Origin of the sequence: Serratia sp. BNK-12, from assembly GCF_047456085.1 — a bacterium.
In the GTDB taxonomy this organism is placed as follows: Bacteria; Pseudomonadota; Gammaproteobacteria; order Enterobacterales; family Enterobacteriaceae; genus Serratia; species Serratia liquefaciens.
In genome coordinates this window covers 1,886,936-1,905,099 of sequence record NZ_CP179896.1, presented here as the reverse complement: position 1 = coordinate 1,905,099, position 18,164 = coordinate 1,886,936, and the positions used below count along the sequence as shown (strand labels likewise).

The following is an 18,164-nucleotide window of genomic DNA, read 5'->3' as shown; positions in this document are numbered from 1 at the left end:
TATTGTTCGCGTTAAAATCATCTTGGTTAATAATTATTAATTCGCCATCTTAAAAAGTCCCCGAAATTTATCATAAACAATTTTAATGCATGGGCATTAAGAATTAGCAACGCTAATCATTATTTACAAGAGCGTTTTTGCATCACATTGATGCGTTATTGCATTCATATTTAATTACAGTGAGTTAAGTGTTAATTATGGTGAAAATAATAATTTTCAGTCTGCGAATGACGCCCTTTGAACCAAACTCTCAGGGCCCTCTGGCGCTATAGCGGCGCAGAAAACAGAAACTGTGCCGTAATCGTCATTTTTACTCCCTATTGGAGCCAAGTATTCCTGCCGCGCTTTATTTATGATGAAAGTTTGACGCGCGGGGACATTGGCCCTGACATTAACATCACGCGAGGAGAACACATGGCTACAGGCATTGGCGGTAGTACGCCACAACAGGCCCTGGAACAGCTGCAACCGCTCACGGACAACCCGCCTGAAATCGCCGCGGTGGAATACCGGCAACGCATTCAGCACGCGCAGCGCCTGATGCGCGACAACGGCATTGACGCCTGCTACCTCAATGCCGGTAGCAACCTGCTCTATTTTACCGGTACCGCCTGGTCGCCCAGCGAACGTATGGTGGGCGCGGTGATCCCGGCCGAGGGGGAAATCGCCTATATTGCGCCCTGGTTTGAGATCGGCACGTTCAAGGACGCGCAGGTGATTGAGGGGGAGATATTTAGCTGGCATGAGGAAGAAGATCCCTATCGGTTGTTCTTCACCGTACTGGCCGCGCGTGGGCTGACGGGTTCGGGCCGCCAACTCAAAGTGGCCATTTGCGAAACCGCGTCGGTCACGCTGTTCCTCGGCCTGCAACAGCATGCCGGTGAAATAAAGTTGGTCAGCGCCCTGCCGATCACCGGGTACTGCCGCAGCCGCAAATCGGCGGCCGAAATTGCGCTGATGCAAACCGCGAATAACATTACCCTGCGGGTCCAACAGGCGGCGGCAAGCATATTGCGCCCAGGGATCACCGCCAGAGAGCTGGTCGAGTTTGTCGATCAGGCCCATCGCAAAATGGGCACCACCGGTTCTTACTTCTGCATTGCACTGTTCGGATCCGATAGCGCGTTTCCTCATGGCGTTAAAGCCCCCAACCCGCTGCAACATAACGATGTCGTGCTGCTGGATACCGGCTGTCGCTACAAGGGCTACCTGTCCGATATCACCCGAACTTATGTCTACGGCGAAGCCAACCCGCGCCAACGCTTTGCCTGGCAGGCTGAACATGATGCGCAGGCTGCGGCATTTGCTGTAATCGCGCCCGGCGTGCCCTGCCATAAAGTGGATGACGCCGCGCGCGAAGCGCTGGCTTCTCATGGTTTTGGGCCGGATTATCAGCTGCCGGGGCTGCCGCACCGCACAGGGCACGGTATCGGGCTGGACATTCATGAAGCGCCGTATCTGATCCGCAAGCAGCAGGAGCCGCTCGACGTGGGCATGTGCGCCAGCATCGAACCCATGCTATGCCTGCCGGGCGAGTTCGGCATTCGCCTTGAGGATCATTTCTACGTCACCAAAGACGGAGCGCGCTGGTTTACCGCGCCGGCGAAATCTATTGATGCCCCCTTTGGTTGAGACTCCTGATCCCCCCTTCGGGCGGCGATGCCGCCCGAATTAAAAGATTAACCCTGCCATAAAAATAGTGGTTATTAATATCGATTTAATTTAGTCACCTTATTTAATTTTTCAGGTTAATATAATCATTAATTTATAACGCCACCGTAACCCAAGAATGAAATAACGGTTGATATGACAAATGAATTGAGTTAATAATTAATCGTTCCTCAAGGAAAGATATAATAAAAAATCATAAATTAAAAAGGAGTGAGTTATGAAAACAATTGATTCTGCGCTATTAGAGACTATCGCCGGCGGTCGCGGCAACAATGGCGGCGACCGTGCGGATAATAGCCGCAGGAATAAAGGGAAAAACAACGGTGGTAAGCAGGGACGTTCTGGCGATTACTATGCTAAAAACACCTCGGAAGACTGCATCAATGGCATGGTGGCCGGCGCGGCCTTAGGGGCATTCGGCGGATTACCCGGGGCGGCGATGGGGTTGGTTGGCGGTGCGGTGACCGGCGGCTGTTTTAAAGATGCCAGCAGGGGCGGCGGTAACGTAGGCATGGGGAAAGGCGGGAATAAATGCGGGTCAAGTGCCGGCGGCAAGTGTTCCTGGTAAGCATTAACCTTAACGAAAATAACAACGGGCTGACCTTTCGCCGTTCTCAGGTGATCACATGAATAATAAAGCGCTAAAAATAATATCAGTTGTCATGGGTATATTTTTATCTTCATCCTTGCTAAGCGGGGCCGGAGTAGGCTTTTCAACATGGTATCCCGCGCCGAGGGGAATTTCCGTCCTGTTAGTATCAATTGGCTGCGGTGTGGCCTTGGTAAGGTTTATTTACTTAATAATTAAATTCATTTTCGGCAGACCACTCAGGGGAAGCTGATCTTTCTGTTCTTTACCACAATGTTCTTCTTCATTAATGCGAGGCGGCAGTGATTTCCCTGCCGCCTTATTCCCTACTAGTGTCCTGAATAATCCTCTTCGGCGGTGCCGGGTCATAAATGTCCACCGATAAGGCCCTCGTCGGCAGATTAAAATGCGACGGTAACAGTTCCAGCTCACCGCTGTTTTGCGCCACGCGCGCCAAAATGGCAGCCCGATAGATCGTAAACACATGAAACTGACTTTCAGCTTGCTGAAGGAATTGAACGCCTTAACGGCAGAGGGACTTCTGCCTGACGCTTGCCTGGCGTAATCTTACCTGCGCCGATAGCGATTTTTTTATTCGCCATCGCCGTTCTGCGACTCCACACGTCAACTGGGGTTAATCAGTTGGCGTGACCGCTAAAATAGATTAGTTTTAAGCTCTGACTCTCCTCGGCACTGGATGCTATGACTACCCAAAATCAACACCCCCAGGCTGTCTTCAGCCCCGTTACACGCCACGCCATTTTTTTGGTCGCGACTTTATCCGCCAACCCTGCGCAGCTCGCTGCGGTGCGTGGCTGGTGCGCGGATATCAGCGGCGTAATTCGTTCCGTCGGTAAAAGATCCCCAGCGGGCAATCTGTCCTGCGTCTGCGGATTTGGCTCTTCGGCCTGGGATCGGCTGTTCGGCCAGCCCCGCCCGGCGCTGCTTCATCCTTTTCGTGAGATAGGCGCCGGCGACCGCGTTGCCGTTTCGACCCCTGGCGATATCCTGCTGCACATTCGCGCCGACGAGATGGATTTGTGCTTCGAACTCGCCACACAGTTGATGAACAAGCTTGGCGATGCCGTGACGGTAATAGAGGAAGTGCACGGTTTCCGTTATTTCGACCAGCGGGCAATGATTGGCTTTGTCGACGGCACCGAAAACCCCGAGGGACACGAAGCCTTCGACTACACGGTGATTGGCGAGGAAGACGCCGGTTTTTCCGGCGGCAGCTACGTGCTGGTACAAAAATACCTGCACGACATGAAAGGCTGGAACTCACTGAGCGTCGAAACGCAAGAGCGCATTATTGGTCGCCACAAGCAATCCAATATTGAACTGGATGAGGACGTCAAGCCTTCGTCATCCCACAGTTCCCTGACGACGCTGACCGATGAAAACGGCAATGAAGTCAAAATATTGCGTGACAACATGCCGTTTGGCAAACCCGGCATGGGCGAATTCGGCACTTACTTTATCGGCTACGCCCGCTACCCCCAGCCAATCGAGCAAATGCTGGAGAATATGTTTGTAGGTCGGCCGGCCGGCAACTACGATCGCCTGCTGGATTTCAGCCGCGCGGTCACCGGCAGCCTGTTCTTTACGCCTTCGGCAACCCTGTTGGAAGCCCTGGCTGAGCGTAACGGCCCGCAATAATCGCTAAAAGCAGGGAGACTGATCCCAGCGCGGACTCGGGGTCAGTGCTCCCGACTACAGCAGCAGTGCCAGCTCCATTGCCGTACGCTGCAACTGCGGCAGCACACGCTCACGCAATTCCGCCGACGAAATTTGCGAGGCATTCACCCCTACGTTCATCGCCGCCACTACGCCGCCCTTGCGTGAATGCATCGGCACTGCGATCGAACGCAAGCCTATTTCTAACTGTTGATCGTTAATCGCATACCCCTGACGACGCACCTTGGCCAGCTGTTCACGCAGTTGCTCAGCGCTGGCCACGGTAAACTCTGTCAGCGGTTCGAAGGTGACCCGCGACAGATAATCGTCCAACTGCGCTTCGTCCAGCGCGCTGAGTAAAACCAATCCCATTGACGTCGCGTAGGCCGGCAAACGGCTGCCCCGTCCCAGATCGATGGTCATGATGCGCTTCACCGAAGCACGGGCGATATACAGAATATTGTCACCGTCCAGGGTCGCTACCGAGCAGGATTCATTCAGCAGTTTACTGAGATAGTCCAGCGAGTTTTGTGCCGCTTTCGCCAATTCGGATGAGGAAAGATAGGCGTGACCGATAGTCAGAACCCGCGGCAACAGCCGGTAATGCCGACCGTCGGGGCAATGGACAAAGCCGAGGGCGCGCAGAGTGTAAAGGCAGCGGCGCACCGCCGCACGGGGAATACCGGTAATGTGGCTGATTTCAGAAACCGACATTTGCGAATATTGCGGCTGGAAGGCCTGCAACACCTCTAACCCCCTGGCCAGCGACGCCATAAAATTGGGATCGCCTTTATACTGATCGTTACTTAAATCCCCGATTTCCTGCAGCCGGCGCAGTTCTCCAGCGCCAAATTCCGACTCATCGCCCATCCGGACCTCCGATTCAATAAACTTTGGCATTATAAGCCTGTGGCGCCGCGATGCTGCTTTGTCTGGCATCCAATAGCGATTTAGTTATCTGCGTCACAGAATTGACAGGCAAATCACCATCGATTCGATAATCGCACAAACAGCTGATATTCGCACTTGTCGCTGCATTTTTCCTCGCTTAAGGTGGATCCAGACCCACCAGCGTCACGCTGAGAGACTCTTAGCGTACTCAGGAGAGCAGATGATCGATAAAAGCGTGGCGTCCGTAGACGCCGCCGTCGCCGATATCCCCGACGGCTCGACCATTATGGTCGGCGGTTTTGGCCCCGCCGGTCAGCCTTATGCGCTACTGGATGCACTGATTCGGCGCTGCCCACGCGAGCTGACGTTGATCAGCAACAACGCCGGCAATGGCGACTTTGGCCTGGCCGCGCTGCTGAAGGCCGGTTGTGTACGCAAGGTCATTTGTTCATTCCCGCGTCAGTCGGACTCCTGGGTATTTGACGACCTTTACCGCCGCGGCGAACTGGAGCTGGAACTGATCCCACAGGGTAATCTGGCGGCCCGCATCCAGGCTGCCGGTTCCGGGCTCGGTGGGTTTTACACACCCACCGGATACGGCACCGAGTTGGCGCAGGGCAAAGAAACCCGCGAGATCGACGGCAGGCACTACGTGTTCGAACTGCCGTTGAGGGCGGACTTCGCCCTGATCAAGGCCGAACAGGCCGATCGCTGGGGCAACCTGCGGTATAACAAAACCGGGCGCAACTTTGGGCCGATCATGGCCATGGCCGCCACCTGCACCATTGCTGAAGTTAATCGCATGGTGCCGCTGGGCGAACTGGATCCTGAAAACATCATTACGCCAGGGATCTTCGTACAGCGCCTGGTGACCACGCCTGACCATCCTGCGCAGCTTTCGGCTTAAGGGCTCTCCATGACCAAACTTACTCATCAACAGTTGGCAGAACGCATTGCGCGCGATATCCCGGAAGGCGCCTACGTCAATCTGGGCATTGGCATTCCCACGCAGATCGCCAACTACCTGCCGGCGGATAAAGAGATTTTTCTGCACAGCGAGAACGGTATTCTCGGCATGGGCCCGGCACCGGCGGCGGGCCAGGAGGATCCCGAACTGATCAATGCCGGCAAGCAGCCGGTCACCCTGCTCAAGGGCGGCTGTTTTTTCCATCACGGCGACTCCTTCGCCATGATGCGAGGTGGCCACCTGGATATCTGCGTGCTCGGTGCCTATCAGGTTTCCGAACGGGGCGATCTGGCTAACTGGAGCACCGGTGCCCCAGGAGCCATTCCGGCGGTAGGCGGCGCGATGGATTTGGCCATTGGCGCCCGCCAGGTGTTTGTGATGACCGAGCACCTGACCAAAAAAGGGGAATGCAAAATTGTCCGCCACTGCACTTATCCATTGACCGGCGTCGGCTGCATCGATCGCATCTACAGCGATCTGGCGGTGATGGACGTGACCCCGCAAGGCCTGGTGGTCCGCGAAATATTCGGCGGTCTGACCCCGGAACAGCTGCAGGAAGTCACCCCGGTCGAATTGACCTTTGCCCTTCAGCACGGAGAACATCCCCATGAATCCAGCCTATCTGTGTGACGCCGTCCGCACGCCTTTTGGCCGATTGAACGGGAGCCTGGCAACCGTTCGCGCCGACGATTTGGCCGCTCTGCCGCTGAAAGCGCTGCAGGTTCGACACCCGCAGCTGGACTGGGCCGCAGTGGATGATGTGCTGCTTGGCTGTGCCAATCAGGCTGGCGAAGACAACCGTAACGTGGCGCGCATGGCGTTACTGCTGGCAGGCCTGCCGCTACAAATCCCCGGCTGCACCCTTAATCGCCTGTGTGGCTCCAGCCTGGATGCGGTAGCGATGGCGGCGCGCGCGATAAAAACAGGTGAAAGCGAACTGATGATTGCCGGTGGCGTAGAGAGCATGTCCCGCGCGCCCTTCGTCATGGGCAAGGCGGAAAGCGCTTTCAGCCGGGCGATGAAACTGGAAGACACCACCATGGGCTGGCGGTTTATCAATCCGCAGATGAAAACGCTGTACGGTGTGGATTCGATGCCGCAAACCGCCGAAAACGTCGCCCTGAAGTTCAATATTTCCCGTCAGGATCAGGATGCTTTCGCCCTGCGCAGCCAACTGCGCACCGCCGCCGCTCAGGAAAGCGGCTTTTTTGCCGACCAACTGATTGATGTCAGCATCGCACAGAAAAAAGGCGAGCCGCAGCTATTCACGCAAGACGAACATCCTCGCGCTACCACGATGGAGGCATTGGCGAAACTGAAACCGGTAGTGGATCCGCAGGGTACCGTCACCGCAGGCAATGCCTCCGGGCTAAACGACGGCGCCTGTGCGCTGCTGCTGGCCGGCGAATCCGGGCTGTCCCGCCACGGCCTGCAGCCCATGGCGCGCATTGTTGCCAGCGCCGTTACCGGTATTGAGCCGTCGATCATGGGCTTTGCCCCGGCGCAAGCGGTTCGCAAGGTGCTGAAAATTTCCGGTTTAAGCCTGGATCAGATGGACGTGATCGAGCTTAATGAGGCCTTTGCGGCGCAGGCGCTGGCAGTGACCCGTGAGCTGGGACTCCCCGACGATGCCGCACAGGTCAACCCTAACGGCGGCGCCATCGCTCTGGGTCACCCGCTGGGCGCCTCCGGTGGCAGGCTGGTGATGAACGCGGCCTGGCAATTGCAGAACACGCGTGGGCGTTATGGCCTATGCACCATGTGTATCGGCGTCGGCCAGGGTATTGCGCTGATTATCGAGCGGGTGTGAAAAGGGGACAAGGATGGATATCGACTATCGTCTTGATGGCCGCGCGGCTGCGCCGCTGTTGGTACTGTCCAACTCACTGGGCACCACCTTCGATCTGTGGCAACCGCAGCTGTTGGCACTGAGCGAACACTTTCGGGTATTGCGTTATAACCAACGCGGACACGGTGCCACGCCGCTGTCTACCCCACGGTTACGGCTTGAGGATCTCGGCCAGGACGTGATCGCCCTGCTCGATTATCTGGACGTAGCCAGCGCCCATTTCTGCGGCATTTCAATGGGCGGCCTGACCGGTCTGTGGCTTAACCGTTACCACCCGCAGCGCATCACGCGGATGGTGGTCGCCAATACCGCCGCACGCATCGGTAATGCCGAAGGCTGGCAACAGCGAGCGCAGCAGGTGCGTAGCCAAGGGTTGTCTTCGATTGCCGCCGCCTCCCCCGCCCGCTGGTTCACCGAAGCCTTTCTGCAAAATCATCCTGAGCAGGTTGCCTCCCTGGTCGCCGCTCTGGCGGCCGGTAACCCCGAAGGATACGCCGCCTGCTGCGATGCCTTGTCAGTGGCGGATTTACGCGCCGACGTGGTTTCCATGAGCCGGCCGATGCGGGTGATCGCCGGAGACGCTGATCCGGTAACCACCGTCGCGGACGCCGAGTTTCTGGTGGCCAACGCCCCGCACGCGGAACTGCAGCGGCTGCCGGCTTCGCATATCTCCAACCTCGCCTGTCCGCAACTGTTCAGCCACAGCGTGATCGAATTCCTGACTGAGGAACGTTCGGCCGGCTAAGTCGGTTATTGGTCGGCTACTCGCCGCCCTTGCGCATCGATCACTGGTGCACCGTCTTCCTTGGTGAAAGAGCCCTGCTGCGGATCCGGCAGGATATCCAGCACGGCTTCCGACGGTCGACACAGACGGGTGCCCAAGGGTGTCACCACAATAGGTCGATTAATCAATATCGGCTGTTGCAACATAAAGTCGATCAATTGTTCGTCACTCCAGCCTGCATCTGCCAGCCCCAACGATTCATAAGGCTCGACGTTTTTACGCAGTAAGGCTCGCGCAGATATTCCCATATCGGCAATCAGCCCGATCAATTGCTCGCGGTCGGGCGGTGTCTCCAGATACAAAATCACCGTCGGTTCCACACCACTGTTGCGGATCAGTGCTAACGTATTGCGCGATGTGCCGCAAGCCGGGTTGTGGTAAATCTTGATGTTACTCATGGCGTTCTCTCTGAGTTATGGCTAAAGCGACAGGCGCAGGGCCAGGGCGGTCAGCGCAACCAACAGCACCGGCAGGGTCATCACTACCCCGACCCGGAAATAGTATCCCCAGCTTATGACGATGCTTTTCTTCGACAATACGTGCAGCCACAGCAGCGTGGCCAGGCTACCGATCGGCGTAATTTTCGGCCCAAGATCGCTGCCTATGACATTGGCATAAATCATTGCCTGTTTAATTACGCCTTCGGCATTGCTGCCGTCAATCGACAAGGCCCCCACCAACACCGTCGGCATGTTGTTCATCACCGAGGACAAAAATGCCGTCAAGAAACCGGTGCCCAGCGTAGCTGCCCAAATTCCGCGTTCGGCCAAAAAATCAAGCACACCGGCCAGGGTATCGGTCAGCCCTGCATTACGCAGCCCGTAGACCACCAGATACATCCCGAGAGAGAAGACCACGATCTGCCAGGGGGCGCCCCGCAACACTTTAGCAGTGTCGATGGCCTGCCCCTTTTTCGCCACCAGCAGCAGGATTAACGCACCAACGGCGGCGACCAGGCTAACCGGCACGCCCAGCGGCTCAAGCCCAAAAAACCCCACCAGCAGCAGCACCAATACGCCCCAACCGGCTCTAAACGTCGGCAAATCGCGAATGGCCTCACGCGGTGGCCGCAGCAACCTCAGGTCATAGCTGCGCGGAATGTCCTTGCGGAAGAACAGGTGCAACATCACCAGCGTGGCAACAATGGCGGCAAGGTTCACCGGCACCATCACCGCCGCATACTGCGTGAAACCCAGTTGAAAGAAATCAGCGGAGACGATATTTACCAAATTGGACACCACCAGCGGCAGGCTGGCGGTATCGGCGATAAATCCCGCCGCCATCACGAAGGCCAGCGTTGCCCCTGAACTGAACCCCAACGCCAGCAGCATCGCAATCACTATCGGCGTCAGGATCAGCGCCGCCCCGTCATTGGCAAACAACGCCGCCACCGCGGCGCCCAGCAGCACAATATAGGTGAACAACCAGCGCCCTTTGCCCTTGCCCCAGCGCGCAACATGCAGCGCTGCCCATTCAAAGAAGCCGGACTCGTCCAGCAGCAGGCTGATAATGATCACCGCGATAAAGGTCGCGGTGGCGTTCCAGACGATCTGCCAGACCAGCGGAATATCGCCGACCTGTACCACACCGGTCAGCAATGCCAACAGCGCGCCGAAACAGGCACTCCAGCCTATGCCCAAGCCTTTCGGCTGCCAGATCACGAAAACGATCGTCAGGATAAATATTGCCCCTGCCAACACCATCACAACTCCTTAGTCTCTCGCATCATATATATGTTATTTCGAATGTGTTTGTTTAAATTTTTTAGCGTTACCGGCAGACCGCCCCTAACGCGCGCTGCGCCAGCTCGGTCACCTGCTGTTGCCGGCTAAGATAAGCCTGTTCGATGATTGCCGCCGCCCAGGCCGGCATATGCGGCGACAGGCGGTAGTAAATCCACTTGCCCTCGCGACGATCGATCAGCAGACCACTTTCACGTAACATCGCGAGGTGACGAGAAACTTTGGGTTGCGATTCCTCCAATGCGCTGACCAATTCGCACACGCATAGCTCACCCGCCTGGCGCAGCAAAAGCACCAGCGTGAGGCGAGTTTCCTCCGACAGATTTTTAAACAATGCCAGTGGCGTCAGTGATGTCATGGGGATCCTCCTTTTACGATAACCGCCATCATAAGCCGAAGGAGAAAAAACGCCAAGAAACATATATGAATTAGTGAATATTAAGGTTTGTGAAGATTGCGCAGAATGGCTCACTTTCGCGATGGTCCGGTGAAAACGCTCACTCAGCCTGAGTTAAGTTTCAGCTATTGATTCCATACGCCAAAGCGACTGTTCATTATGTGCTCTTTCGTTACAATCTCTAGCGTGAAATCCACCGTTTAGAGGGCTCTTATGTACAACTTCTCACGTTATCAGGCAAAAGAACTGGCGCTGGCTTATATGAGCGGCAAAAAACACGACCTGTCACCGCAGGAATTTCTGCAGCAGCTGAAAAGTAGCGAGAAATCTTTCGACTATCTGTTGAAGCACGGCAACGAACAGCCGCGCGAAGTGCTGGTGAAAAGTTTCTAACACCCCGCACCTTAATCTCCCTTCGCCGGTGGCGTACCTGTAGGCACGCGTATTCCCGGTCGAATGGCGACGGGGTGTTATCACCGATCCGGGGTATCCCAATAAGGCTGCTCTCCTCCGAGCTGAGCCAGCAGAAAATCGACAAAGGCCGATACCTTAGCTGGTAAGTATTTGCGCTGTGGATAGACGGCATAAATGGCATGCTCGGGCAGCCGATAGTCCGGCATCAACTCAAGCAGTCGCCCCTGCGCAATATCGTCTCCAACGATGAAAGTCGGCATCTGACAAATCCCCAAACCGGCGATCAACGCTTCACGCAACGCCTCGCTGTTATTCACCTGGTAATTGCCTCTGGGTTGGAAACGTACAGCCCCCGCAGGCCCGTCGAACTGCCATTCGCTCCCCCCGCGGAAATAGCTGTAAAACAAACAGTTATGCTTCGCTAATTGCTCCATGTCCGTCGGTGTTCCACAGCGCGCCAGATAGGAGGGTGCTGCGCACAAGACGCTGTTGCACGGCGCAATACGCCGGGCTATCAGACTCGAGTCGGCCAGTCGACCGATGCGGATCGCCAGGTCATAGCCCCCTTCGACCAAATCGACCAGTTGGTCATCCATCATCATGTTGATCTCCACCGCCGGATAAGCTGCCAGGAAACGGGGGATCAACGGGGCAATATGCAAACGACCAAACACCATAGGTACGCTGATCCTCAGGCAGCCCTGAGGCTGTCCCTGCAAACGGGTGACCGCATCCTCTCCCTCTTGCGCTACGGCACAGGCATTGCGTGCATAGCCAAAATACTGCTCACCGGCCTCGGTCAGGCTCAAACTGCGGGTGGTTCGCTGCAATAATTGCACGCCCAGCGAGCGTTCCAGCTGGGTGATGCGTTTACTTACTGCCGATTTGGTGATGCCTAGTCGCTCGGCGGCGGCAGAAAAGCTTTCGCATTCCACCACCGCCACAAATACCGGGATTGCTGCAAAGCGATCGTTCATTATCAGTCAACTTTTTCTCAACAATGAGTTTCCATTTTAGTGGATTAAGCTTTAAACAAAAACAATATAGGCTGCTCTTCAAATTAATTTTGAAGTTGAAACCCTGATGCGTGAACGTTTTTCCGATCCTCTGCTGGCGCTGGGCGCCGGTGCCCTATTGGCCCTGATGATTGCCATCAACAGCCTGCTGGCCAGCTATAACTCCCCCTTGCTGGCCTCGTGGTTGGCTCACGGTATGGGCGCCATCACCGCCTGGTTGCTGCTGCTCCTGCTGAACCGTCGTTCCCCGCGCCGCGCGCCCTCATCGGCCAGGACGCCTCGCTGGGCTTATTTGGGCGGTCTGCCCGGTGCCCTGACGGTGGTGCTGGCCGCCATTACGGTCAACAGCCCGCTGGCGCTTTCCGGCAGCCTGGCGCTGATGCTCACCGGTCAGGTTTTGTTCGGCATGCTCGCCGACAGCTGCGGCTGGTTTGGCTCGCTTAAACGCCGTTTGAGTCTCAACGATATCGTCGCCACGCTGCTGATCCTCTGCGGCTGCGCTCTGCTCATTTTCCTGAGGTAACGCCCATGTTTACCCTGATAGTCCTTGCTCTACTCAACGGCGTCTGTATCGGCCTCAGCCGCGCAATCAACGGTCGTCTGGCGCTGGATCGTGGCGCTTTTCATGCCTCACTTTGCAATCATATCGTCGGTTTTTTGTTCCTCAGCCTGCTGCTGGTGGCAACCGGCAGCGTCAACGGTGCAACCTTCGGCCAGGCCCCGTGGGGTGCCTACCTTGGCGGTGTCATCGGGGCGTTGTTTGTCGCGCTGAATAGCTATGTTCTGCCGCGTCTCGGCACCCTGCGCGCCGCACTACTGATTATCAGTGGCCAAATGCTGGCAGGCGTGGTTATCGACCGCCTGCGCGACAGTGGCGATACCATCAGCGCGCAGATCTTGGGCGTGGGGCTGATCCTGCTGGGCGTCTATGTCGCCCGGATGGAGAAATCGCTGCTTAAGCTGATGCTTGAGCCTATTCAGCGGCGGAGTTGATTTCGCCTTGAGAGACGAATATTTACCATATTCGCACTCAGATACGAATTATTGACATATTCGCCTTGAGGTGCGAAATTTACTGATAACTCCCGCTTCAGAGTAGAAAAAGAGATGCCAGCACAAGTTAGCGTGATCACCGGCGATCTGGTCAATTCACGGCAATTAGACACCACTCACTACATTACCGGGTTAAATGCCCTGCTGAGTCAATTGCAACGGGCTACGCTTATTGAGCGATTCGAGATTTTCCGTGGCGATGCTTTTCAAGCGGTGGCCGAACCGCAATCCGGTTTGCTGCTGGCGGTGTATATCCGTATTGCGCTTAGAGCGATGGACTCACGCCATTGGGATGCCCGCATCGCCGTTGGCCTCGGCAGCGACCAGGGACAAACCGCCGGTTATGGCAGCGCCTTTGTGAATTCTGGCCAGGCCCTGGACGCTTTGATGAAAAATTGCCGACTGGCTCTGAAAAATGACAATGAGCAGACAAATGCCATTGTCAGCGATCTATTGCCGATGTTAGATCATGTGATTAGCCGCCTTTCACAGACCGAAGCGCAGGTCGTCCAGGCACGTTTCTTCGCCGACACCAGCCAAGAGGTAGCGGAAAAGCTGCAAAAGGCCGCCTCCACCGTTTCTGCTACGCTGAAACGCGCGGCCTACGAGGAAATTATGCGATTTATTCACGCGATTAACAGGATCACCTGAATATGGATTTGAGCTACGCGCCGTTGCTGACCTGGTTGCTGGTGGTTCACCTGCTTGCCGACTTCCCGCTGCAGCCGCGCAGTTGGGTCGAGGATAAGGCTCGTCACCGCGCACGTTCTCGTTTCCTGTTGCTGCATGCCTTACTGCACGGCGTGCTGGCCGCCTGGGTGGTGGCCGGTTTTGCGTTGCTGCATGGCGGACTCTCTTCCGGCCAGGTGCTGACCGCCCTGCTGGTTATCGCCATCAGCCACTGGCTGATTGACCTGTTGAAGGTCACGTTATTGACGCGCATCAGTCAAGCGGGCGGTTTTCTGCTCGATCAAGGCCTGCATCTTACGGTGATTGCACTGCTGTGGCTGTCGCTGACGCCCAATGCCCATGGCCTGCTTAGCGCGCTGGGAGCGGCCATTGCCGGTTGGCAGGCTGGGCTGGTTGTGGTGACGTATTTGGTGATTTACATGCCGATGGGCGTGCTTATCGGCCAGCTTTTGGCTCACTGGGCACCGCAGATGCCTCCTTCAGCCAAAGCCGATAACGACTCGTTATTACGTGCGGGCAAGCAAATTGGCTATCTGGAAAGAACGCTGATCCTGACCTTTGTGCTGATCGGCCAAATCCCGGCGGTCGGTTTTTTGCTGGCGGCCAAGTCAATCTTTCGCTTTGGCGATTTGCGCCAGAGCGATGACAAAATGCGTACCGAGTATGTGCTACTGGGTACGCTGTTTTCCTTTACCCTGACCATCATGCTGGGTCTGCTGGTGAAAAAAATGCTGTAGAGGCGGATAATATTTCGCCCCTACAGCCGGCACTTATTACAACCACTCACCGAAGCGGCGAATATAGAAACGCTTCATCAACTGCGCCACCACGCAGTAGCTCACCAAGGTACCTGCCAGCCACGGGAAGTATTCCCACGGCAGCGGCTGCAACCCGACCAGTGCGCCCAGCGGCGAGAACGGCAGGTAGATACCCAGCCCCATCACCAGCGCCGTGGTCAGCAACACCGGCAGCGCGGCGGTGCTCTGAATAAACGGGATCTTCTGGGTGCGCAGCATATGCACCACCAGGGTTTGCGACAGCAAGCCTTCAATAAACCAGCCGGACTGGAACAACGCCTGATGCTCTACGCTGTTGGCGGCGAAAACAAACCACATCAGCGCATAGGTAGTGATATCAAAGATGGACGACGTTGGCCCAATCCACAGCATAAAGCGGCCAATGTTTTTCGCATCCCACTTGCGCGGCTTGCGCAGGAACTCTTTGTCCATCTTGTCCCACGGCAGCGACAGCTGAGAGATATCGTACATCAGGTTCTGGATCAGCAGGTGGATCGCCAGCATCGGCAAGAACGGAATAAAGGCGCTGGCCACCAGCACCGAAAACACGTTGCCGAAGTTGGAGCTGGCGGTCATGTTCAGGTACTTGATGATATTGCCGAAAGTCTCCCGTCCCTTGATCACCCCCTCTTCCAGCACCATCAGATTTTTTTCCAGCAAAATGATGTCTGCCGACTCTTTGGCGATGTCCGTACCGGTGTCGACCGAGATGCCCACGTCGGCATCGCGCAGCGCCGGCGCATCGTTAATGCCGTCGCCGAGGAACCCGACGGTATGGCCATTCGCCTGCAGCATTTTCAACACTCGCGACTTCTGCAGCGGCGTCAGTTTGGTGAAGACCGTGCGCTGTTCCACTTCTTGCGCCAGCGTGGCGTCGTCCATCTGTTCAATTTGCGGACCGGAAAGCGGTTCACCCGGCTCCAGGCCAACATCGCGGCAGATTTTGCAGGTGATCACCGGGTTATCACCGGTCAAAACCTTAATCGCTACGCCGTTTTCCTGCAGGGCGGCGATCGCTTCCTGTGCGCTCTCCTTCGGTGGATCGAGGAAGGTCAGAACGCCCTGGATCACCATATCGCGTTCATCGATAATACTCAGCGGCAGAGCATTTTTCTGTTCGCCCAGATCTCGCGTTGCCAGTACCAGCACGCGGAATCCCTCTTCGTTATATTGAGCGGCAAGCGCCTGCAACGCCTCACGCCGAGCCTGATCCAGCGGTAAAATCTGCTGCCCGTCGCGCACATGGGTGGCAATTTCGAGCATTTCCTCTACCGCCCCTTTGCAAATCAGGCGTTGTTGACCATTTTCATCCGCCACCACGATCGATAAACGGCGGCGTATAAAATCAAAGGGCAGCTCATCGACCTTGCCGTAGCGGCCCAACGCCTCGATGCCCGGCTTGCCGCGACCAAAACGGATCACCGCCTGGTCCATCAGGTTTTTCATTCCGCTCTGGTGGAAGCTGTTCAACCAGGCCAGGTGCAGCACCTCATTGTCTTTGGTCCCGCTGGCGTCCAGATGGTGCTCAAGGATGATGCGATCCTGCGTCAGGGTGCCGGTTTTGTCGGTGCACAACACGTCCATCGCGCCAAAGTTCTGAATGGCGTTCAAACGCTTGACCACCACTTTGCGTCGCGACATGGCGATAGCGCCCTTCGCCAGGTTGGAACTGACGATCATCGGCAGCATTTCTGGCGTCAACCCAACCGCCACCGCCAGGGCAAACAGCGCGGCTTCGCTCCAGTCGCCTTTGGTGAACCCGTTGATCAGCAACACAATGGGCACCATCACCAACATAAAGCGGATCAGCAGCCAACTGACGCTGTTAACCCCGCGATCAAACGCGGTTTGCGAACGGGTGCCGACAATCGACTTCGCCAGCGACCCGAAATAGGTGCGTCCACCGGTTGCCACCACCACCGCCGTGGCGGTACCACTGGCGACGTTGGTGCCCATCAGGCAGATGTTCGACAGCTCCAACAGCGCATGTTCGCTGGAGACTTCGTCCTCACTCGATTTTTGGCTGACGTTGCCCATAACGTCGTATTTCTCAATCGGGATCGCCTCGCCGGTCAGAATGGCCTGGCTGATAAACAGATCGCGCGACGCCAGCAGGCGAACGTCCGCCGGAACCATATCCCCGGCAGAGAGCTGAATAATATCGCCCGGCACCAGTTCGCGGATCGGGACCTCCAGCGTCAGCGGATGTGCGCTGTAGCTGCTGCGGCGCATTACCGTTGCGGTGGTTCGCACCATCGACTTCAGCGTCTCCGCCGCCTTGTTGGTGCGGTATTCCTGCCAGAAGCGCAGTAGCCCGCTGAGTGACACCATCACCAGAATGATGATGACACCGGTGAGATCGGTTTCTTCACCGCGCCGGGCAGGCAGCCAGTAATCGGTAAAGAAACTGATCGCAGCCAGCACCATCAGTACATAGATAAACGGGTTATTAAAGGCGCTGAACAACTGCACCAACGCGTGCGGAGCCTTCTCATGAGCTACCTGATTAATACCAAACTGCGTCAGGCGTTCATCAACATCCTCCTGGGTTAATCCATTACGGTTGCATTTTAAATTTGCCAGCGTCTGGTCAACGCTGTTTTTCGCCTCTTGTGCGATGGCGTATGGCGTCGATTTTTTATCCCGGCGACGTACGGTTTCATTAATATAGGTCATAATGCAATTCTCTTATCTTACTCTGCGCACAGGGATACCCCGCCTGATTAACAGGTGAATAAGCACAGAATGGAATTTATTTAATTGGCGTGATTAACGCGAACTATTGCCGCGTCGTGCACGCTGAATAATTAAGCTTTCGGGGTCACCGTCCATGACGCCTCCTTATCACTGAGTACAGTGAAACATTAATGACTTATTAGACAGGCAATTCAGAAGCGATACGCCAACGTACAGCACTGACGCTTTTTTCCAGACTGACGCGACAGACAATACCCTCAATCTCTTTTTGCACCGAAGGGTTAGCGGTTATTTCCGCGCAAACCTCCAGCTGGCCGGGAATAGCAATATCGGCACTGCGCAATGATTGTAATCTTAATGCCACGCCATTTAGCGCCTGTAATATCAGGGTGCGTACCAGTATTTCGTCCTGCTCGCCGCAGGTGACCTGTATGCGGTAGCACACCTCCAGATCGGTCGCCTGTTGTTGCGGCTGCAGATTGATGCGCTGCGCCGCTTCGCGCAGCAGAATATTGGCGCACAGGATCACCAGCGTCGCCAGCACCGCGTTCCAATACTGCCCCAGGCCGCACAGCACGCCTATTGCGGCTGAGCACCAGAGCGTGGCCGCCGTATTAAGGCCGCGGATATTCAGGCCTTCACGCATGATCACCCCGGCCCCCAAAAAGCCGATGCCAGAGACAATTTGTGCCGCAACCCGGCCGGCGCTGGAAGGGTCGGTAGACATGGAGCTGAGGATAAATACCGCCGCCCCGGTCGCCACCAGTGCATTGGTACGCAGGCCGGCCATACGCTGGCGCCATTGCCGTTCTGCGCCAATAACGGCACCCAGGCTCATCGCCAGTAATAAATTTAAAACAAAAGGAGTCATAGCCATGACTTTCCCCTTAAATAACCACAGGAGATAAAATCATGTGCTTTTTAGCACAC

Annotated in this window: 19 protein-coding genes; 12 read left to right on the top strand and 7 right to left on the bottom strand. The window is 56.1% G+C overall.

The genetic code is table 11. The features are described 5' to 3' along the window. Positions 1–414 precede the first annotated feature (414 nt). The 3 genes from ACMGG1_RS08690 (at position 415) to ACMGG1_RS08680 (ending at position 3,919) form a co-directional block, all read left to right on the top strand. The gene (locus tag ACMGG1_RS08690; protein ID WP_130016347.1) at positions 415–1,632 is read left to right on the top strand and encodes a M24 family metallopeptidase; all 1,218 of its coding nucleotides are present in this window, start codon (positions 415–417) and stop codon (positions 1,630–1,632) included. 256 nt (positions 1,633–1,888) lie between these two features. Then, positions 1,889–2,239 (top strand): hypothetical protein, encoded by a 351-nt coding sequence (locus ACMGG1_RS08685; protein ID WP_130016348.1) that lies wholly within the window; start codon positions 1,889–1,891, stop codon positions 2,237–2,239. Positions 2,240–2,962: 723 nt separating this feature from the next. Next, a complete protein-coding gene (locus tag ACMGG1_RS08680) occupies positions 2,963–3,919 on the top strand; it encodes a Dyp-type peroxidase (RefSeq protein ID WP_414161302.1) in 957 nt (318 codons plus the stop codon). 54 nt (positions 3,920–3,973) lie between these two features. Here ACMGG1_RS08680 and ACMGG1_RS08675 read toward each other — a convergent pair whose 3' ends face one another. Beyond that, positions 3,974–4,807, bottom strand: coding sequence for an IclR family transcriptional regulator C-terminal domain-containing protein (locus ACMGG1_RS08675; RefSeq protein WP_122079719.1), 834 nt, complete (start codon positions 4,805–4,807; stop codon positions 3,974–3,976). Between the two features lie 241 nt (positions 4,808–5,048). Here ACMGG1_RS08675 and ACMGG1_RS08670 point away from each other — a divergent pair, with 241 nt between their 5' ends. Genes ACMGG1_RS08670 through pcaD form a run of 4 tightly spaced genes read left to right on the top strand, consistent with a single transcriptional unit; the run spans position 5,049 to position 8,389 of the window. After that, positions 5,049–5,735 (top strand): 3-oxoacid CoA-transferase subunit A, encoded by a 687-nt coding sequence (locus tag ACMGG1_RS08670; protein ID WP_122079720.1) that lies wholly within the window; start codon positions 5,049–5,051, stop codon positions 5,733–5,735. 9 nt (positions 5,736–5,744) lie between these two features. After that, on the top strand, positions 5,745–6,425 hold the full coding sequence (locus ACMGG1_RS08665; protein ID WP_122079721.1) for a 3-oxoacid CoA-transferase subunit B: 681 nt from the start codon (positions 5,745–5,747) through the stop codon (positions 6,423–6,425). Beyond that, positions 6,403–7,605 (top strand): 3-oxoadipyl-CoA thiolase, encoded by a 1,203-nt coding sequence (gene pcaF / locus ACMGG1_RS08660; RefSeq protein WP_187961598.1) that lies wholly within the window; start codon positions 6,403–6,405, stop codon positions 7,603–7,605. Before ACMGG1_RS08665 ends, pcaF begins: the two co-directional genes overlap by 23 nt. A 13-nt stretch (positions 7,606–7,618) precedes the next feature. Then, a complete protein-coding gene (gene pcaD / locus ACMGG1_RS08655) occupies positions 7,619–8,389 on the top strand; it encodes a 3-oxoadipate enol-lactonase (protein ID WP_128865366.1) in 771 nt (256 codons plus the stop codon). Between the two features lie 5 nt (positions 8,390–8,394). Here the strand turns inward: pcaD and arsC are convergent, their stop codons facing one another. The 3 genes from arsC to ACMGG1_RS08640 all read right to left on the bottom strand — a co-directional run bounded on the left by arsC (position 8,395) and on the right by ACMGG1_RS08640 (position 10,528). Continuing rightward, the gene (gene arsC / locus ACMGG1_RS08650; RefSeq protein WP_130016351.1) at positions 8,395–8,826 is read right to left on the bottom strand and encodes a glutaredoxin-dependent arsenate reductase; all 432 of its coding nucleotides are present in this window, start codon (positions 8,824–8,826) and stop codon (positions 8,395–8,397) included. Between the two features lie 21 nt (positions 8,827–8,847). Then, entirely contained in the window at positions 8,848–10,131 is a 1,284-nt protein-coding gene (locus ACMGG1_RS08645) for an arsenic transporter (protein ID WP_414161301.1), read from the bottom strand. A gap of 67 nt (positions 10,132–10,198) precedes the next feature. Further along, the gene (locus tag ACMGG1_RS08640; RefSeq protein ID WP_020827563.1) at positions 10,199–10,528 is read right to left on the bottom strand and encodes a metalloregulator ArsR/SmtB family transcription factor; all 330 of its coding nucleotides are present in this window, start codon (positions 10,526–10,528) and stop codon (positions 10,199–10,201) included. 252 nt (positions 10,529–10,780) lie between these two features. Here ACMGG1_RS08640 and ACMGG1_RS08635 point away from each other — a divergent pair, with 252 nt between their 5' ends. Then, positions 10,781–10,960: a hypothetical protein gene (locus tag ACMGG1_RS08635; RefSeq protein WP_020827564.1), complete on the top strand. Its 180-nt coding sequence runs from the start codon at positions 10,781–10,783 to the stop codon at positions 10,958–10,960. Between the two features lie 80 nt (positions 10,961–11,040). On the opposite strand, the gene ACMGG1_RS08630 is transcribed toward ACMGG1_RS08635, so the two are convergent. Beyond that, positions 11,041–11,958 (bottom strand): LysR family transcriptional regulator, encoded by a 918-nt coding sequence (locus ACMGG1_RS08630; RefSeq protein ID WP_414161300.1) that lies wholly within the window; start codon positions 11,956–11,958, stop codon positions 11,041–11,043. 106 nt (positions 11,959–12,064) lie between these two features. On the opposite strand from ACMGG1_RS08630, the gene ACMGG1_RS08625 reads away from it, so the two are divergent. The 4 genes from ACMGG1_RS08625 to ACMGG1_RS08610 all read left to right on the top strand — a co-directional run bounded on the left by ACMGG1_RS08625 (position 12,065) and on the right by ACMGG1_RS08610 (position 14,477). After that, entirely contained in the window at positions 12,065–12,520 is a 456-nt protein-coding gene (locus ACMGG1_RS08625; protein WP_048760330.1) for a DMT family transporter, read from the top strand. A gap of 5 nt (positions 12,521–12,525) precedes the next feature. Beyond that, a complete protein-coding gene (locus ACMGG1_RS08620) occupies positions 12,526–12,990 on the top strand; it encodes a DMT family transporter (protein ID WP_048760333.1) in 465 nt (154 codons plus the stop codon). Positions 12,991–13,104: 114 nt separating this feature from the next. Further along, positions 13,105–13,701 (top strand): SatD family protein, encoded by a 597-nt coding sequence (locus ACMGG1_RS08615; RefSeq protein ID WP_046373221.1) that lies wholly within the window; start codon positions 13,105–13,107, stop codon positions 13,699–13,701. Between the two features lie 2 nt (positions 13,702–13,703). Continuing rightward, complete coding sequence (locus ACMGG1_RS08610; protein WP_261139257.1) at positions 13,704–14,477, top strand: DUF3307 domain-containing protein; 774 nt, start codon at positions 13,704–13,706, stop codon at positions 14,475–14,477. Between the two features lie 36 nt (positions 14,478–14,513). Here ACMGG1_RS08610 and mgtA read toward each other — a convergent pair whose 3' ends face one another. Together mgtA and ACMGG1_RS08600 are read right to left on the bottom strand one after the other, a co-directional pair. Further along, positions 14,514–17,213: a magnesium-translocating P-type ATPase gene (mgtA, locus tag ACMGG1_RS08605; RefSeq protein ID WP_414161299.1), complete on the bottom strand. Its 2,700-nt coding sequence runs from the start codon at positions 17,211–17,213 to the stop codon at positions 14,514–14,516. A gap of 199 nt (positions 17,214–17,412) precedes the next feature. Continuing rightward, entirely contained in the window at positions 17,413–18,111 is a 699-nt protein-coding gene (locus ACMGG1_RS08600; RefSeq protein ID WP_044552178.1) for an MgtC family protein, read from the bottom strand. Positions 18,112–18,164 lie beyond the last annotated feature (53 nt).

What these genes read in the sequence shown, in the direction of transcription:
- ACMGG1_RS08690 (WP_130016347.1), top strand. Translation starts at nt 415, where the DNA reads ATGGCTACAGGCATTGGCGGTAGTACGCCACAACAGGCCCTGGAACAG.
- ACMGG1_RS08685 (WP_130016348.1), top strand. Translation starts at nt 1,889, where the DNA reads ATGAAAACAATTGATTCTGCGCTATTAGAGACTATCGCCGGCGGTCGC.
- ACMGG1_RS08680 (WP_414161302.1), top strand. Translation starts at nt 2,963, where the DNA reads ATGACTACCCAAAATCAACACCCCCAGGCTGTCTTCAGCCCCGTTACA.
- ACMGG1_RS08675 (WP_122079719.1), bottom strand. Translation starts at nt 4,807, where the DNA reads ATGGGCGATGAGTCGGAATTTGGCGCTGGAGAACTGCGCCGGCTGCAG.
- ACMGG1_RS08670 (WP_122079720.1), top strand. Translation starts at nt 5,049, where the DNA reads ATGATCGATAAAAGCGTGGCGTCCGTAGACGCCGCCGTCGCCGATATC.
- ACMGG1_RS08665 (WP_122079721.1), top strand. Translation starts at nt 5,745, where the DNA reads ATGACCAAACTTACTCATCAACAGTTGGCAGAACGCATTGCGCGCGAT.
- pcaF (WP_187961598.1), top strand. Translation starts at nt 6,403, where the DNA reads ATGAATCCAGCCTATCTGTGTGACGCCGTCCGCACGCCTTTTGGCCGA.
- pcaD (WP_128865366.1), top strand. Translation starts at nt 7,619, where the DNA reads ATGGATATCGACTATCGTCTTGATGGCCGCGCGGCTGCGCCGCTGTTG.
- arsC (WP_130016351.1), bottom strand. Translation starts at nt 8,826, where the DNA reads ATGAGTAACATCAAGATTTACCACAACCCGGCTTGCGGCACATCGCGC.
- ACMGG1_RS08645 (WP_414161301.1), bottom strand. Translation starts at nt 10,131, where the DNA reads ATGGTGTTGGCAGGGGCAATATTTATCCTGACGATCGTTTTCGTGATC.
- ACMGG1_RS08640 (WP_020827563.1), bottom strand. Translation starts at nt 10,528, where the DNA reads ATGACATCACTGACGCCACTGGCATTGTTTAAAAATCTGTCGGAGGAA.
- ACMGG1_RS08635 (WP_020827564.1), top strand. Translation starts at nt 10,781, where the DNA reads ATGTACAACTTCTCACGTTATCAGGCAAAAGAACTGGCGCTGGCTTAT.
- ACMGG1_RS08630 (WP_414161300.1), bottom strand. Translation starts at nt 11,958, where the DNA reads ATGAACGATCGCTTTGCAGCAATCCCGGTATTTGTGGCGGTGGTGGAA.
- ACMGG1_RS08625 (WP_048760330.1), top strand. Translation starts at nt 12,065, where the DNA reads ATGCGTGAACGTTTTTCCGATCCTCTGCTGGCGCTGGGCGCCGGTGCC.
- ACMGG1_RS08620 (WP_048760333.1), top strand. Translation starts at nt 12,526, where the DNA reads ATGTTTACCCTGATAGTCCTTGCTCTACTCAACGGCGTCTGTATCGGC.
- ACMGG1_RS08615 (WP_046373221.1), top strand. Translation starts at nt 13,105, where the DNA reads ATGCCAGCACAAGTTAGCGTGATCACCGGCGATCTGGTCAATTCACGG.
- ACMGG1_RS08610 (WP_261139257.1), top strand. Translation starts at nt 13,704, where the DNA reads ATGGATTTGAGCTACGCGCCGTTGCTGACCTGGTTGCTGGTGGTTCAC.
- mgtA (WP_414161299.1), bottom strand. Translation starts at nt 17,213, where the DNA reads ATGACCTATATTAATGAAACCGTACGTCGCCGGGATAAAAAATCGACG.
- ACMGG1_RS08600 (WP_044552178.1), bottom strand. Translation starts at nt 18,111, where the DNA reads ATGGCTATGACTCCTTTTGTTTTAAATTTATTACTGGCGATGAGCCTG.